Origin of the sequence: Sporichthya brevicatena (assembly GCF_039525035.1) — a bacterium.
In the GTDB taxonomy this organism is placed as follows: Bacteria; Actinomycetota; Actinomycetes; order Sporichthyales; family Sporichthyaceae; genus Sporichthya; species Sporichthya brevicatena.
This window is the reverse complement of sequence record NZ_BAAAHE010000008.1, coordinates 16433-29463: the sequence shown is the minus strand read 5'-3', so window position 1 is coordinate 29463 and position 13031 is coordinate 16433. Positions and strand designations below refer to the sequence as shown.

At 70.3% G+C, this 13031-nt stretch carries 17 protein-coding genes and 1 pseudogene; 7 read left to right on the top strand and 11 right to left on the bottom strand.

Going from position 1 to position 13031, the window contains the following annotated elements:
- Positions 1 to 33: 33 nt before the first annotated feature.
- Positions 34 to 606 (top strand): DUF6919 domain-containing protein, encoded by a 573-nt coding sequence (locus tag ABD401_RS05315; RefSeq protein ID WP_344602386.1) that lies wholly within the window; start codon positions 34 to 36, stop codon positions 604 to 606.
- Between the two features lie 21 nt (positions 607 to 627).
- Here the strand turns inward: ABD401_RS05315 and ABD401_RS05310 are convergent, their stop codons facing one another.
- From ABD401_RS05310 to ABD401_RS05295, 4 genes are read right to left on the bottom strand one after another with little or no spacing between them, the layout of a single operon-like run.
- Positions 628 to 1245 (bottom strand): trimeric intracellular cation channel family protein, encoded by a 618-nt coding sequence (locus tag ABD401_RS05310; RefSeq protein WP_344602384.1) that lies wholly within the window; start codon positions 1243 to 1245, stop codon positions 628 to 630.
- 21 nt (positions 1246 to 1266) lie between these two features.
- Complete coding sequence (locus ABD401_RS05305) at positions 1267 to 1851, bottom strand: TIGR03086 family metal-binding protein (RefSeq protein ID WP_344602382.1); 585 nt, start codon at positions 1849 to 1851, stop codon at positions 1267 to 1269.
- A 1-nt stretch (position 1852) separates the two neighbouring features.
- Positions 1853 to 2335, bottom strand: a complete 483-nt coding sequence (locus ABD401_RS05300; protein WP_344602380.1) for an SRPBCC family protein — start codon at positions 2333 to 2335, stop codon at positions 1853 to 1855.
- A 32-nt stretch (positions 2336 to 2367) separates the two neighbouring features.
- Positions 2368 to 2715 (bottom strand): ArsR/SmtB family transcription factor, encoded by a 348-nt coding sequence (locus ABD401_RS05295; RefSeq protein WP_344602378.1) that lies wholly within the window; start codon positions 2713 to 2715, stop codon positions 2368 to 2370.
- 107 nt (positions 2716 to 2822) lie between these two features.
- On the opposite strand from ABD401_RS05295, the gene ABD401_RS05290 reads away from it, so the two are divergent.
- The 3 genes from ABD401_RS05290 (at position 2823) to ABD401_RS05280 (ending at position 5099) form a co-directional block, all read left to right on the top strand.
- Positions 2823 to 3368 carry a DUF1697 domain-containing protein gene (locus ABD401_RS05290; protein ID WP_344602376.1) on the top strand — a complete coding sequence of 182 codons (546 nt, stop codon included), beginning with the start codon at positions 2823 to 2825 and terminating at the stop codon, positions 3366 to 3368.
- A gap of 65 nt (positions 3369 to 3433) precedes the next feature.
- On the top strand, positions 3434 to 4444 hold the full coding sequence (locus tag ABD401_RS05285) for a TIGR03617 family F420-dependent LLM class oxidoreductase (protein WP_344602374.1): 1011 nt from the start codon (positions 3434 to 3436) through the stop codon (positions 4442 to 4444).
- 106 nt (positions 4445 to 4550) lie between these two features.
- Complete coding sequence (locus tag ABD401_RS05280; protein WP_344602372.1) at positions 4551 to 5099, top strand: isochorismatase family protein; 549 nt, start codon at positions 4551 to 4553, stop codon at positions 5097 to 5099.
- Between the two features lie 4 nt (positions 5100 to 5103).
- Here the strand turns inward: ABD401_RS05280 and ABD401_RS05275 are convergent, their stop codons facing one another.
- The 3 genes from ABD401_RS05275 to ABD401_RS05265 form a co-directional block, all read right to left on the bottom strand.
- Positions 5104 to 6498, bottom strand: a complete 1395-nt coding sequence (locus ABD401_RS05275; RefSeq protein ID WP_344602370.1) for an NAD(P)/FAD-dependent oxidoreductase — start codon at positions 6496 to 6498, stop codon at positions 5104 to 5106.
- Between the two features lie 128 nt (positions 6499 to 6626).
- Positions 6627 to 7274, bottom strand: a complete 648-nt coding sequence (locus ABD401_RS05270) for a hypothetical protein (RefSeq protein WP_344602368.1) — start codon at positions 7272 to 7274, stop codon at positions 6627 to 6629.
- A 66-nt stretch (positions 7275 to 7340) separates the two neighbouring features.
- Positions 7341 to 7598 (bottom strand): hypothetical protein, encoded by a 258-nt coding sequence (locus tag ABD401_RS05265; RefSeq protein WP_344602366.1) that lies wholly within the window; start codon positions 7596 to 7598, stop codon positions 7341 to 7343.
- Between the two features lie 59 nt (positions 7599 to 7657).
- On the opposite strand from ABD401_RS05265, the gene ABD401_RS05260 reads away from it, so the two are divergent.
- Positions 7658 to 9076 carry an aminotransferase-like domain-containing protein gene (locus ABD401_RS05260; protein WP_344602364.1) on the top strand — a complete coding sequence of 473 codons (1419 nt, stop codon included), beginning with the start codon at positions 7658 to 7660 and terminating at the stop codon, positions 9074 to 9076.
- A gap of 44 nt (positions 9077 to 9120) precedes the next feature.
- On the top strand, positions 9121 to 9522 hold the full coding sequence (locus tag ABD401_RS05255; protein WP_344602363.1) for a hypothetical protein: 402 nt from the start codon (positions 9121 to 9123) through the stop codon (positions 9520 to 9522).
- A 135-nt stretch (positions 9523 to 9657) separates the two neighbouring features.
- Here ABD401_RS05255 and ABD401_RS05250 read toward each other — a convergent pair whose 3' ends face one another.
- On the bottom strand, positions 9658 to 11013 hold the full coding sequence (locus tag ABD401_RS05250) for a citrate synthase (protein ID WP_344602361.1): 1356 nt from the start codon (positions 11011 to 11013) through the stop codon (positions 9658 to 9660).
- 265 nt (positions 11014 to 11278) lie between these two features.
- Positions 11279 to 11464 (bottom strand): hypothetical protein, encoded by a 186-nt coding sequence (locus ABD401_RS05245; RefSeq protein ID WP_344602359.1) that lies wholly within the window; start codon positions 11462 to 11464, stop codon positions 11279 to 11281.
- 309 nt (positions 11465 to 11773) lie between these two features.
- On the opposite strand from ABD401_RS05245, the gene ABD401_RS05240 reads away from it, so the two are divergent.
- Positions 11774 to 12490, top strand: a complete 717-nt coding sequence (locus tag ABD401_RS05240; protein WP_019874617.1) for a FliA/WhiG family RNA polymerase sigma factor — start codon at positions 11774 to 11776, stop codon at positions 12488 to 12490.
- Between the two features lie 7 nt (positions 12491 to 12497).
- On the opposite strand, the gene ABD401_RS05235 is transcribed toward ABD401_RS05240, so the two are convergent.
- Together ABD401_RS05235 and ABD401_RS25065 are read right to left on the bottom strand one after the other, a co-directional pair.
- Positions 12498 to 12803 carry a DUF4389 domain-containing protein gene (locus tag ABD401_RS05235; protein WP_344602915.1) on the bottom strand — a complete coding sequence of 102 codons (306 nt, stop codon included), beginning with the start codon at positions 12801 to 12803 and terminating at the stop codon, positions 12498 to 12500.
- 19 nt (positions 12804 to 12822) lie between these two features.
- Positions 12823 to 12996: pseudogene (locus tag ABD401_RS25065) on the bottom strand (DUF4389 domain-containing protein); the annotation flags it as partial.
- Positions 12997 to 13031 lie beyond the last annotated feature (35 nt).

Here is a 13031-nt window from a genome sequence, read left to right as displayed (position 1 = left end):
CGCCGACCGGGGGACCGCCTACCCTTCCCTGCCATGAGCACGCCGGAGAAGGACCTGGCCCCCTGGTCGGCCTGCCGCACCCTCGCCGACCTCGGCGCGGTCACCGCGCGCTGGCTGCGCGGCGAGGTGCAGTACTTCCCCGGCCACAACGACCCGACCGAGCCGCCACTGCCGGAGACCAAGGGCCTCATCGACGTCCTTGTCGACCTCAACTGCGCCGGGTACGTCACCACGAACTCCCAGCCGGGTCAGAGCATGACGCGGGACGGCAACGCCCAGCGCGCATTCGTCCGCGGCTACTGCACCGAGGACACGTTTCGGCGCATCGACGCCGCGCTGTTCGGCACCGAGTTGATCGCGCTGCCGCGCCCGCCGGGGATGTACCACCTGTGCCCGGTCCCGGTGACGACCGTGAAGGGCAAGAACTTCACCTGGGGCGGCATGTCCTCCGGCGAGCCCGAGGCCATCGCCCGCGAGTTCGGCGGCGCCCTGAACGACACCATGCTCGAGGTGCTGACCACCTGCTGGCTCGTCGACGTCCTCGACCCGGTCTGGGGCCGCACCAACCTGCTGTGGTCGAAGCTGCGCAAGGGTCTGGTCGGCTGACCTGACCAACCTGAAGACCCGTCAGCTCGACTTGTCCCGCGGGCCCGGCATCGGGGCCATCCAGCCCCGGTGGATCGCGAGCATCCGCCAGACGATCGCGACGACCGCCGCCGGCGGGCCGATCGCCGCATGGTCGAGTCCGGCCTCGGTGCCGACGACCGCGACGATCGCCCCCGCGAGCGCCGGCGTCGCGTAGAGCTCCCCGCGCCGCAGGATCCCCGGGACCTCCCGCACCAGCACGTCCCGCATCACCCCGCCGCCCACGGCGGTCACGAGGCCGAGCATCGCGGCCGGGAGCGGGTTGAGCCCGTAGTCGGAGGCCTTCAGCGCCCCGGCGACGCAGAACAGGCCGAGCCCGCCGGCGTCGGCGTAGTTGATCGGCCGCTCCAGCCGGTGCAGCGCCGGGTGGAAGAAGAACACGAACAGTCCGGCCGCGAGCGGCGTCATCAGGTAGCGCCAGTCGGCCAGACCCGGCGGCGGGACCGCGCCGATGAGCACGTCGCGCGTCAGACCACCGCCGAGGGCGGTCACGGTCGCCAGCACGAGCACGCCGACGACGTCGAGCTCCTTGCGCACGGCCACCAGCCCGCCGGCGAGGGCGAAGACGAAGATGCCGAGCAGGTCGAGGGTGAGGAGCACGGCCCCAGCCTCTCGCGCCGGTCAGGCGCGGGGCGAGGTCCACCCGGGGTCGCGGCCGATGAACCCGATCAGCCGGGCCTGGACGTCGGCGTCGGCGGGGACGGGCACCGCGGGCCCGAACTGCCCGGAGGCGCGCAGCACGTCCTCCATCGCCTCCATGCCGGCGAGCAGCTGCGCGCAGAACGCGGGGTCCAGGCGGTCGTCCTGGCCGGTCGCGCGGGCAAGGTCCCAGGTGTGCATGACGACGTCGGCGGTGTAGAAGCGGTCGATCGCCTCGTCCAGCGGCACCTCGCCCAGGTGCGGGTTGGTGAGAACGCGGCCGGCGGTCGCCGGGTCGTCGAGCAGGGCCTGCACCGCCACGGTCTGCGTCGTCCACGCGGTGACGGGGTCGTCGTCGACCGGCGGGCCCGCGGGCAGCTCGATGCTCGCCCCGGTCGCCAGGAAACCCGGGAACCACTCGACGAGGTGGCGGACGACGTCGCGCGCGGTCCAGCCCTCCACCGGGGCCGGCGCGTCCCAGTCGCGAGTGCCCTGCACCCGGTCGGTGAACGCGCCGGCGTACCGGCGGTGCCGCGCGGCGGCGTTGTCCAAGGAATCTGACGACATGTCAGAGAGCGCCGTCCGCGAGCAGGGCGTCGAGCTTGGCGTAGCCGTCGTTGACGCCGGTCTCCATGCCGGAGTTCAACCACCCCTCGCGGGCCTCGAAGCTGTCGCAGAGCGAGACCACGTGCAGCTCGGTCCGCCCGTTGCCGAGGTCGGTCAGCGTCAACGTCTCGAGGCAGACGCCGTCGGGCTCACCCTCGTAGGTGAAGGTCTGGACGATCTTGTTCTCGCCGACCTCGTGGAAGCACCCGCGGAACGCGTAGTCGAAACCTCCGTGGCTGCCGGTGTAGCGCCAACTGCCGCCGGTGCGGGCGTCCCAGTAGTCGATCTGCATCGACGTGTCGTACGGGCCCACCCAGCGCAGGAACAGGTCCGGGTCGGTGTGCGCGCGCATCAGCTGCGCCGGCGTGGCGGAGAACTCGCGGTAGATGTGGATCGCGGGAACGGTCGGGTCGGCCTCGATGCGGGCCCCGGTCGCGGTGTTCATGATCGATCTCCTCTGATCGTGGGGTTCGTCGGTCAGGACTGTTCTGCAGTGCCGGACTCATCGGTCGCGAGTTCGGCGAGCACCGCGTCGAGCCGGGAGTAACGCTCCTCCGCGATGCGGGCGTAGCGGTCGATCCACTCGGTCGCGCGGCCGAGGACCTCGGCCTCGAGGTGGACCGGCCGGCGCTGCGCCTCCCGGCGCCGGCTGACCAGGCCGGCGTCCTCCAGCACCTTCAGGTGCTTGGAGATCGCCTGCAGGCTCACGTCGTACGGCGCCGCCAGGTCGCTCACCGTGGCGTCCCCGATCGCGAGGCGCGCCACGATGTCCCGCCGGGTCGGGTCGGCCAGCGCCGCGAAGAGCCGGGAGAGCTCGTCCGTCATGCCGCTCGCCTCCTCAACCAGTTGGTTGAATAACCGTAGAGCCGCCGCTCCAGGTTGTCAACCAACGGGTTGAGTAATGGGGCTGACCTGCGCGATAGCGTCGGACCATGGCCTCGACCCGCTACCTCGCGCTGCTGCGCGGCATCAACGTCGGCGGCAAGAACCCGGTCCCGATGGCGGCACTGCGGGAGGTCTTCGAGGCCGCCGGGCACGCCGAGGTCAGCACCTACATCCAGTCCGGGAACGTGCTGTTCCGGTCCCCCCGAACCGGTCCGGTGCTGGAGCAGGAGATCGAGGCGAGCCTGCAGGAGCGGTTCGGCGTCCCGCTCGTGGTCGTCGTCCGCTCGCTGCGTCAGCTGCGCACGGTCGTCGAGAAGGCACCGCCGGGTTTCGGCACCCGGCCGGACCTCTTCCACAGCGACGCGATCTTCCTGCGCTCCCCGCTGACCCCGGCGCAGGCGATGACGGTCGTCCGCGGACGCGAGGGCGTCGACGAGGCCTGGGCTGCGAACGGCGTGCTCTACTTCCAGCGCCTGTCCGCCGAGCGGACGAAGAGCAGGATGGGTCAGATCATCGGCACGCCGGAGTACAAGCTGATGACGATCCGCAGCTGGAAGACGACGACGAAGCTGCTCGAGCTGATGCAGGCCTGAGAAACCGTCGCCGACATCGGACAGTTAGCCTCGCGAGCGTTTCCTCGGCGGATCGGAGCTCGCACGTGAAGGTCGACACCGGACTGGGCATCACCTTCGACGCGGACGTCGACGGTGTCGAGGCGGCCGAGGCGTCGGGGTACGACGCCGCCTGGCTGCCCGAGACCAACCACGACCCGCTGTTGATGGCCGCGGCCTCCGGCCGGACCACCGAACGGATTCAGATCGGGACGTCGATCCTCGTCGCGTTCGCCCGCTCCCCGATGACGACCGCCGTCGCCGCGAACGACCTGCAGCTCTACACGCGCGGGCGCTTCCTGCTCGGCCTCGGGTCGCAGATCTCCGCGCACATCACGCGCCGGTTCTCGATGCCGTGGTCGGACCCCGCGAAGCGGATGAAGGAGTACATCGCCGCGGTCCGCGCCATCTGGCGCACCTGGGAGACCGGCGACCCGCTGGACTTCCGCGGCGACTACTACAGCCACACCCTGATGACGCCGATGTTCGACCCCGGCCCCAACCGCTACGGCAACCCGCCGATCCTGCTCGCGGGTGTCGGCCCGCAGATGACCCGCGTCGCCGGCGAGGTCGCGGACGGCTTCCTCGCCCACGCCTTCACCACCCCGCAGTACTTCCGTGAGGTCACCGTCGCCGGGCTCGCCGAGGGCCGCAAGGCGGCGGGAAGGACCCTCGACGGGTTCGAGATCAGCGGCTTCCCCTTCGTCGTCACCGGCGCGACGGAGGAGGCGATGGCACAGACTGCGAAGGCCTGCCGCAAGCAGCTCGCGTTCTACGCGTCGACGCCCGCGTACCGCGGCGTCCTCGAACTCCACGGCTGGGGCGACCTCGGCGTCGAACTCACCGCGCTGTCCAAGCAGGGCGAGTGGGACACGATGGGCACCCTGATCGACGACGAGGTCCTGAACGAGTTCGCCATCGTCGCCGAGCCCGACCGCGTCGCCGACGTCCTGCTCGAGCGCTACGGCGACCTGTTCACCCGGCTGACGCCGTACCCCCTCGGCCCGTCGGCCCCCGAGGTCTGGGAACCGATCATCCGCAAGCTCCAGTCGGCCTGACCCCCCGCTGTCAAGAAAGGGTGTCACCCCTTACTGCGCAGTAAGGGGTGACACCCTTTATTGACAGCGGGGGCGAAATGTCGGCGGGGCGGAGTAGAACGGGGGCATGACGACTCTCCCGGACCGTCCACGCACCGCGCTGCTCGTGATCGACGTCCAGAACGGGGTGGTCGCCGACGCGGTCGACCGGGACGGGGTGATCAGCCGCATCCGCGGCCTGGTCGAGAACGCCCGGGCGGCCGGCACGCCGGTGGTGTGGGTGCAGCAGACCGACGAGAACCTCGTGCCGGACACGCCGCCGTGGGAGCTCGTCCCCGAGCTGCAGGTGGGCGCCGGCGAGCCCGTCGTGCGCAAGCGCTACGGCGACTCGTTCGAGGACACCGACCTTGAAGCCGTCCTGGCCGGCGCCAAGGCCGGCCGGCTGATCGTCACCGGGGCGCAGACCGACGCGTGCATCCGCTCCACCCTCCACGGCGCCTTCGTGCGCGGGTACGACGTGACGCTGGTGGCCGACGCCCACACCACCGAGGATCTGACGCAGTGGGGCGCACCCCCGCCGGAGCAGGTCATCGCACACACCAACCTGTACTGGCAGTACCAGGACGGCCCCGGCCGCACGGCCACCGTCACGCCGGCGGCCGAGGTGACGCTCTAGAACGTCAGGCGGAGCGGCTGCTCGACTCCCGGCTCGGCTGCGGCGAGGGCAGACCCTCGAGCGGCCCGAGACCGGCCCAGTGGTTCGGGTCGTCGGCGCGCATCTTCTCCATCGCCCGACGGCCCATCACCTGCTGCAGCGTCGCCGTGCGCTCGGAGCGTCCGCGGCCGATGAAGCTGACCGCCCAGTGCAGCAGCGCCGTCACCCGGTTCTTGAAGCCGATCAGGTACACGAGGTGGATGACGAGCCAGATCAACCACGCGAGAAAGCCGGTCAGGCGCAGCGGACCGATCGCGGCCACGGCGTGGAACCGCGACACCGTCGCCATGCTGCCCTTGTCGCGGTAGTGGAACGGCGCCCCGTCGGGCTTGCCCTCCAGCCGCGCGGTGATCATCTTCGCCGCGTGCTTGGCGCCCTGCATCGCGACCTGCGCGACGCCCGGGTAGTCGTTGAGCGTCGCCATGTCACCGAGGACGAACACCTCGGGGTGGCCGGGCAGAGTGAGATCCGGCTGGACCTTCACGCGGCCCGCGCGGTCGAGCTCGGCGCCCGACTGCTCGGCGAGCTGCTTGCCGAGCGGCGACGCGGCCACACCGGCGGCCCAGACCTTGCAGTACGAGTCGATGCGCCGGCGCGTGCCGTCCTTGCCCTCGACGACGACACCCTCGGCGTCGACGTCGACGACCTTGAGGTCCATCGCGACCTCGACGCCCATCTTCTCCAGGCGACGGCGCGCAGCCTTCGAGAGTTTGTCGCCGAACGACCCGAGGACGGCCGGTGCCGCGTCGAGCAGCACGATGCGCGCCTGGCTCGGGTCGATGTTGCGGAAGTCGCGCTGCAGCGTGCGCCGCGAGAGCTCGGCGATCTGACCCGCCATCTCGACACCGGTCGGGCCGGCGCCGACGACCACGAAGGTCAGCAGCTTCTTCGCCATCTCCGGGTCCTTGGTGAGCTCGGCGAGCTCGAACACCCCGAAGATGCGGCCACGCAGCTCGAGCGCGTCGTCGATCGACTTCATGCCCGGTGCGTAGTCGGCGAACTTGTCGTTGCCGAAGTAGGACTGACCCGCACCCGCCGCGACGATGAGCGTGTCGTAGTCGGTGACCGTGGTGCCCAGCGGCGAGGTCGACGTGACGGTCTTCTGCGCGAGGTCGATGTCGGTGACGTCACCGAGCAGGACGCGCGCGTTCTTCTGCCGACGCAGGATCTCCCGCGTCGCCGGCGCGATCTCGCCCTCGGAGAGCACACCCGTGGCGACTTGGTAGAGCAGCGGCTGGAACAGGTGGTGTGCGGTGCGTGCGATCACCGTGACCTCGACCGGCGCCCGGCGCAGGTGCTTGGCCGCAAACAGCCCGCCGAAGCCGGACCCGATGATCACCACACGGTGCGGTGTGGCCATGGGTGTCCTCTCTCCCTGCTGGTTACCGGAATGTCTGATCCAACCGGTATTTCCTCGGGAAGCTTCCTACCCTTGCGCTGAATCACATGCCTTTCGGGCGTGACAAAGCTTTCACGCGGCCGACGGAGTCACCCGGTCGGCGCCGCCGAGGCGAGCGCCGGGTCCTCCGGGATGTGCACGACGTAGATGCGGTCGAGCAGGTCCGTCAGGACCGCTTCGGCCCCCGCGACGTTGTCGCGCACGGCCACCTCGACCGTGCCGTTCTCCCGGATCCGGAGCACCGCGAAGGGCGCCCCGGCCTCGTCGAGCCGCGCGAACGCGCTCAGCACGGCCTTCCGCGTGGCCTGGGCGTCCCGGTAGGAGAACAGGGCCTCGGCGAACGTCACCTCGACGTTGCGCTTGCGCCCGATCTCCTGCACGGCGCGCATCAGCGCGGAACCACCCTCGGGAAGCTTGTAGACGACGACGCGGCCGGCCGGGACGCACGGCACGACGCCTGCGTAGACCTTCCGGTACCGCTTCTCGCCGATCTTGGCGATCTCCTCGGCCGCCTTGGTGACGTCGGTGTCGGTCCGCACCCGCCGCGGCGTGGGGCAGGTGGGTTCGACGAACGGCTTCACGCCGGCCTGGCCGATGGCAACCACCGGGCTCTCACCGTTCAGGGTCGCGAGCGGCGTCGGGGCGGCCACCTCGTCCTCGTCCCCGCCGCAGGCCGCGAGCCCGCCGGCGAGCACAGCGACCAGCACCACCGGTGCCAGCGCACGTGTCCGCGCCATCCGCCACCTCCCCACGTCGGCCTCCGTGTCGGATCTTGCCCGACGGGAGGGTAGCGAGGCGCGGTTTCAGCAGGCGGCAGCGGCGGTCGGCGCGAGCGGGGACCGGGGATCGGAGACCGAGCGGACCGGGGTCGGATGCGGCGGCGCGGGCTCCGCGGCCGGCCGCGGCGGGTTCGCGTCGGCGGCCACCTCGGTGCCGCAGTAGCAGCGCAGCACGACGTCGATCAGGCCGGCGCCGGCGGGCTCGTCCGCCGTGAACCGGACGATGCGCCGGGTCGACAGCAGGACCCGGCTCTCACAGGTGGGGCAGTACGGAGCGAACATGTCTCCGATCGTTTCAGAACGGCACTTGAATGCACGAGCCAATATGCGATCATTGGCCGATGGATCTGCATACCAATCCGGTCGAGCTGGCCCGGCTGCTGGCCGGTTGGACGGACGGCGGCCACGGGACGCTCCCCCAGCGCTTGGCGTACGGCCTGCGCTGCGCGATCAACTCGGGCCTGATCCCGGACGGCGTCAAGCTCCCACCCGAGCGGGACCTCGCCCGCGGACTGGCGGTCAGCCGCTCCACCGTCACGACCGCGCTCGACCTGCTCCGCGAGGACGGCCTGGTCACCTCCCGCCAGGGAAGTGGCACGGTGGTGCGCGGGCCAAGTCAGCGCCACCTCGGGTCCGCGCGCATCGCCGGCACCATCGGCGGGGCCCCCGGGATCGACCTCGCCATGGCCTCGCCGCCGGACCCGTCCCACCTGCCGCCGGTCACCGTCGACGTCGGAGAGCTGATCTGCTCCCGCATCGGCACCGGCCTGGTCCCGCTCGGACTCCCGGTGCTGCGCGAGGCGCTCGCGGAGCGGCACATGCAGACCGGGCTGATCACCGACCCGTCCCAGATCCACGTCACCGCCGGCGCCCACCAGGCGATCGCCCTCACCTTCGCCGCGGCGGCCGGTCCCGGCGACCTCGTGGCCGTCGAGGAGCCCAACTACTCCGGCATCTTCGACATCCTCGACGGCGTCGGCGCCCGCCCGATCACGTTGGAGTCCGACGAGGACGGCGTGCGCCCCGCGTCGCTGGACCGCGCGCTGCGCGCCGGCGCGGTCGCCGTCTACCTGCAGACGGGCCCGCAGAACCCGACCGGCCACCTGCCCTCCCCCGAGCGGATGCAGTCCCTCGCCGCGGTCGCGGACAACCACCGCGCGTTCGTCATCGAGGACGTCACGCTCGCGGACCTCGCGTACGGCGGCCGCGTCCGTCCCGAGCTCGCCGAGCTCTGCCGCCGGGCGACCGTGGTCACGACCGGCTCGTTCTCCAAGGTCGGCTGGGCCGGCCTGCGGATCGGATGGCTGCGCGCACCCGCGCCGATCGTCGACCGGACGCTGCACCTCAAGCTCCCGCGAGACCTCGGCGCCTCCGCGCCCTCGCAGCTGATGGCGGCCGCGCTCCTGCCTTCGCTCGACGACATCGCGGCGCACCGGCAGACCACGCTCCAGGAGGCGACGAGCGCGGCGCTGGCCCAGCTCGCGGTCGAGCTCCCGAGCTGGGAGATCACGCCCCCGCGCGGCGGTTCGGTCCTGTGGGCGAAGCTCCCGGTGGCCGACTCGAACCCGTTCGTCGCCCTCGCCGGCCGGCACGGCGTGCACGTCGCGCCCGGGTCCGCCGCGATGGCCGGCAGCGGCCAGAGCCCGTACATCCGGATCTGCGTCGACCGTCCCCGACCGATGGTGGAGGCCGGTCTCCAGCGCCTGCTGCAGGCGTGGAACGAGGTCGAGGCGCCCCGTTCACGCTCGATCCTGACGTGATTTCGGGATATACGGGGCACTGCACCCCGGCCTAGGATCCGGCCATGACTACGTCCCTGGCATCATCCCCGGTGCTCCCGATCGTGATGGCCGGCGCTGCCGGCCTCCTGGTCGTGGGCACGTTCTCCAGCTCGGCGACTCCCAACTCCCAGTCCCAGGACAGCAGCCCGCCGGCCGCCCAGCCGGCCCTCCCGACCGGCGCGAACATCCCCGCCACCTGCAAGGGCAAGGCGTGCACGATCGCCTTCCCGAAGGTGGGCGACTACTCCTCGGCGTTCGGGCAGACCGTCACGCTCGAGCAGATCTACACCGACGGGGCCGCAGTCACGGTCGGGGCGACCCGCATCGTGTCCAGCCTCAAGGTCACCAACAAGGACGGTGGCTACGCGCTCAAGATCGTCAAGGTCGCGCCGACCGGCGTGACCGTCCGGGTCACCCAGTCCTGACAACTGGCCGGACGCAGCACCCCTGACAGACCGACTTCCGTCCCGACAACCGAAACGGCCGGCCCCCTTCCCAGGGGCCGGCCGTTTCGTTGTACTGACGTTCGGTCAGGTGACGCGACTACAACTGATGGAGCGTCAGTCACCCTCGATCGGCATGTCCGGCGGCTCGAACAGGTCGTTGGCCGCGCGGGGGCGGTCGTTCAGCGGCGGGTACGCCCGCTCCGCGTGACCGGTGTAGAGCTGACGCGGGCGGGCGATCTTCTGCTCGGCGTCGAGCAGACCCTCCTCCCACTGCGCGAGCCAGCCGGGCATCCGCCCGATCGCGAACAGCACGGTGAACATCTCGGCGGGGAAGCCCATCGCCTCGTAGATGATGCCCGTGTAGAAGTCGACGTTCGGGTACAGCTTCTTCTTGACGAAGTACTCGTCCTCGAGCGCGATCCGCTCGAGCTCGACGGCGACCTCGAGGAGCGGATTCAGACCCGTCACCTTGAAGACGTCCTCGGCGATCTGCCGGACGACGCGGGCCCGCGGGTCGTAGTTCTTGTAGACCCGGTGGCCGAAGCCCATCAGGCGGAACTCGCCCTTCTTGACCCGGTCCACGTAGCTGGGGATCTGCTTGACGTCCCCGATCTCGCGCAGCATCTTCAGCACCTGCTCGTTGGCGCCACCGTGCAGCGGGCCGTAGAGCGCGGCGGTGGCCGCAGCGGCGGCCGAGTACGGGTCGACGTGCGAGGAGCCGACCGCACGCATCGCGTTCGTCGAGCAGTTCTGCTCGTGGTCCGCGTGCAGGATGAGGAGGACGTCGAGCGCCTTCTCCAGGATCGGGTCCGGGTCGTACTTCGGCTCGGACATCTTCCACATCATCGAGAGGAAGTTGCCGGCGTAGGACAGGTCGTTGTCCGGGTAGACGTACGGCAGGCCGCGCGCGTGACGCGAGGCGTAGGCCGCCAGCGTCGGGATCTTGGCGATCAGGCGGGCCATCTGGAGCCGGCGGTTCAGCGGCTCACGGAAGTTCTTGGCCTCCGGGTAGAACGTCGACAGCGCCCCGAGGGTGCCGACGAGCATGCCCATGGGGTGGGCGTCGTGGTGGAAGCCCTCCATGAACTTCTTGACGTTCTGGTGCACGAACGTGTGGTGCGTGATCGTGTGCTCGAACTCCGAGAGCTGATCCGCGTTCGGCAGGTCGCCGTTCATCAGCAGGTAGGCGACCTCCAGGAAGCTGGAGTTCTCGGCGAGCGTGTCGATCGGGTAGCCGCGGTAGCGCAGGACGCCCGCGTCCCCGTCGATGTAGGTGATGGCAGAGCGACAACTCGCGGTGGCGGTGAACGCCGGATCGAACGAGAGCAGCCCCGGATCGTGGGCGTCGTCCGTCTTGATCTGCCGCAGCGCAGCGGCGCGGATGGCACCGTCCTCGATCGGGATCTCGTAGGTCTTACCGGTGCGGTTGTCGGTCACAGACAGGGTGTTCGTCCCCGCGGACTCGGTCATGGTGTCCTTTCCGGGCGCGGCGGGGGTGTGCCGCAGGCCAAAGTGCAGTCTCCCAAATCGGTCCGAACCGTCACAACAGAGGTACTGGGTGGTACCGGACACCCTGAGCGCACCCACGGACCGAGGAACGACTTCCCCGCCGACCAGCGGTTTAACGCACAAACGCCCCTGACACCTGTGAGGTGTCTCGGGGCGTTGTGCACCCGGCCGGGACCCGCCGGTCCCAGTCGGTCCTTCCGCGCCGGTCAGACCGGCGCGAGATCCGTCAGCGGGCGGACTTGCGACCCGCGGCAGCGACAGCCTTGCGCGGGCTCGCGGGAGCCGGCACGGAGGCGGTCGGGTTGAGCGCCATCGCGACGAGAGTCGGGTACGAACGGTCGATCGCCGGGACCGGAACCGGGTCGCCCAGGGTCGCGATCAGAGCGTCGAAGATCGGGGTGTCTTCGTTCATGGTGTTCACGGTAAGCCTCGTTCCTTCGACGGCGAGTAGTTGTCGTTCGAACGGGCGAAGCTGGAGTCCCTCCGACACCGCTTTTGCCCGTTTCGTAGCGGTGAGACGCATCGACACCTGACCCGGTTTCATCCGCCGGCCCGGGTTTCCGGCGTGGCGGCGGATCCGAGACCGTCGGTTGATGCCCGCCTCAGCCGTTCGGATGAGCCTGCGAAGGATCCACGGAGTGTCGCTGGACAAACGCGTAATGTGATTCATGTCGATCCGTCAGGGCAGACTCCAAAAAGACCCCGGGGAGGGTGCGGTTCCGTGGACATCAGCGACGTCTGGGCAGAGTTCAAGGCCACAGGGTCGCCCGAACTGCGCAACCGTCTCGTGCTGCAGTACGCGCCCCTGGTCAAGTACGTCGCCGGCCGCCTCCGGTCCGGTTTGCCCCAGAACGTGGACACCAACGACCTTGTCTCCGAGGGCGTCTTCGGCCTGATCGACGCGATCGAGAAGTTCGACACGAGCCGCGGCCTGGAGTTCCAGACCTACGCCGTCCCGCGCATCAAGGGCGCGATGATCGACGCCCTCCGCTCCCAGGACTGGGTCCCGCGCTCCGTGCGCGAGAAGCTGCGCGCGATCGAGCGCGCCCACGCGGTCCTCGTCGAGCGGCTCGGCCGCACGCCGACCGAGGACGAGATCGCCGCGGAGATGGGCATCACCGCGAAGGCCCTGAACGGCCTCTACTCCAAGGTCGCGTACACCTCCATCGCCGCGATGGAGGACCTCGTCATCGTCGACGACGCGCCCGCCCCGGGTGCCGCCCTCGAGGACGACGCGGTCAAGGAGGCGCTGCTGCGCCACGTCCGCGACCTGCGCGAGCGCGACCAGATCATCGTCGCCCTCTACTACTACGAGGGCTTCACCCTCGCCGAGATCGGCCAGGTGCTCGGGGTCACCGAGTCCCGCGTCAGCCAGCTCCACACCCGGGCGATGCTCGCCCTCCGCGGCCTGGTCCAGGCCGCCGCCGGCGCGCATTGACCCCGGGTCAGACCGGCGGCGCCTCGCCGTAGGGCTGGGGCGGCTGACCGTACCCGGGCGGAGGTCCGTAGCCCGGCGGCGGTCCGTAGCCCGGGGGCAGCGCGGTGCCCGGGTCCCGGGCCGCGTCGTCGTTGAACACCGGGTACCGGTCGGTCACCAGGAAGAACGCGTAGCCGGTGACGCGGACGGTGAACCCCTGCAGGAACGTCATGACGTCGTACAGACCGCGCGGCATCTTCCCGGTGATCACGGCGACGACCCACATCACGAAGGCCACCGGCATGACCACGTAGCTGAAGACCTGGACGACGATGTAGACCCCAGTAGCGCAGGAATCCCGTGTTCAGCCGCCAGAGGCCGTCCGGGTAGCGCCCGGTGAACATCAGGGCGAACCAGGCGCCGAGAATCGTGAAGACCGCGGCGATGCCGTAGACGATCCCGACGATCATCAGCGGGATGGCGAGCAGGAACCGGAAGAAGACCGTCAGGCGGTTGCGCTGCTCCACGTACTCGGGGCGGTAGCTGACGGGGACGACCAACC

Bases quoted from the DNA above. Each gene is read 5' to 3' on its own strand.
- ABD401_RS05315 (WP_344602386.1), top strand. From the start codon at position 34: ATGAGCACGCCGGAGAAGGACCTGGCCCCCTGGTCGGCCTGCCGCACC.
- ABD401_RS05305 (WP_344602382.1), bottom strand. From the start codon at position 1,851: ATGTCGTCAGATTCCTTGGACAACGCCGCCGCGCGGCACCGCCGGTAC.
- ABD401_RS05300 (WP_344602380.1), bottom strand. From the start codon at position 2,335: ATGAACACCGCGACCGGGGCCCGCATCGAGGCCGACCCGACCGTTCCC.
- ABD401_RS05295 (WP_344602378.1), bottom strand. From the start codon at position 2,715: ATGACGGACGAGCTCTCCCGGCTCTTCGCGGCGCTGGCCGACCCGACC.
- ABD401_RS05290 (WP_344602376.1), top strand. From the start codon at position 2,823: ATGGCCTCGACCCGCTACCTCGCGCTGCTGCGCGGCATCAACGTCGGC.
- ABD401_RS05280 (WP_344602372.1), top strand. From the start codon at position 4,551: ATGACGACTCTCCCGGACCGTCCACGCACCGCGCTGCTCGTGATCGAC.
- ABD401_RS05275 (WP_344602370.1), bottom strand. From the start codon at position 6,498: ATGGCCACACCGCACCGTGTGGTGATCATCGGGTCCGGCTTCGGCGGG.
- ABD401_RS05270 (WP_344602368.1), bottom strand. From the start codon at position 7,274: ATGGCGCGGACACGTGCGCTGGCACCGGTGGTGCTGGTCGCTGTGCTC.
- ABD401_RS05265 (WP_344602366.1), bottom strand. From the start codon at position 7,598: ATGTTCGCTCCGTACTGCCCCACCTGTGAGAGCCGGGTCCTGCTGTCG.
- ABD401_RS05260 (WP_344602364.1), top strand. From the start codon at position 7,658: ATGGATCTGCATACCAATCCGGTCGAGCTGGCCCGGCTGCTGGCCGGT.
- ABD401_RS05255 (WP_344602363.1), top strand. From the start codon at position 9,121: ATGACTACGTCCCTGGCATCATCCCCGGTGCTCCCGATCGTGATGGCC.
- ABD401_RS05250 (WP_344602361.1), bottom strand. From the start codon at position 11,013: ATGACCGAGTCCGCGGGGACGAACACCCTGTCTGTGACCGACAACCGC.
- ABD401_RS05245 (WP_344602359.1), bottom strand. From the start codon at position 11,464: ATGAACGAAGACACCCCGATCTTCGACGCTCTGATCGCGACCCTGGGC.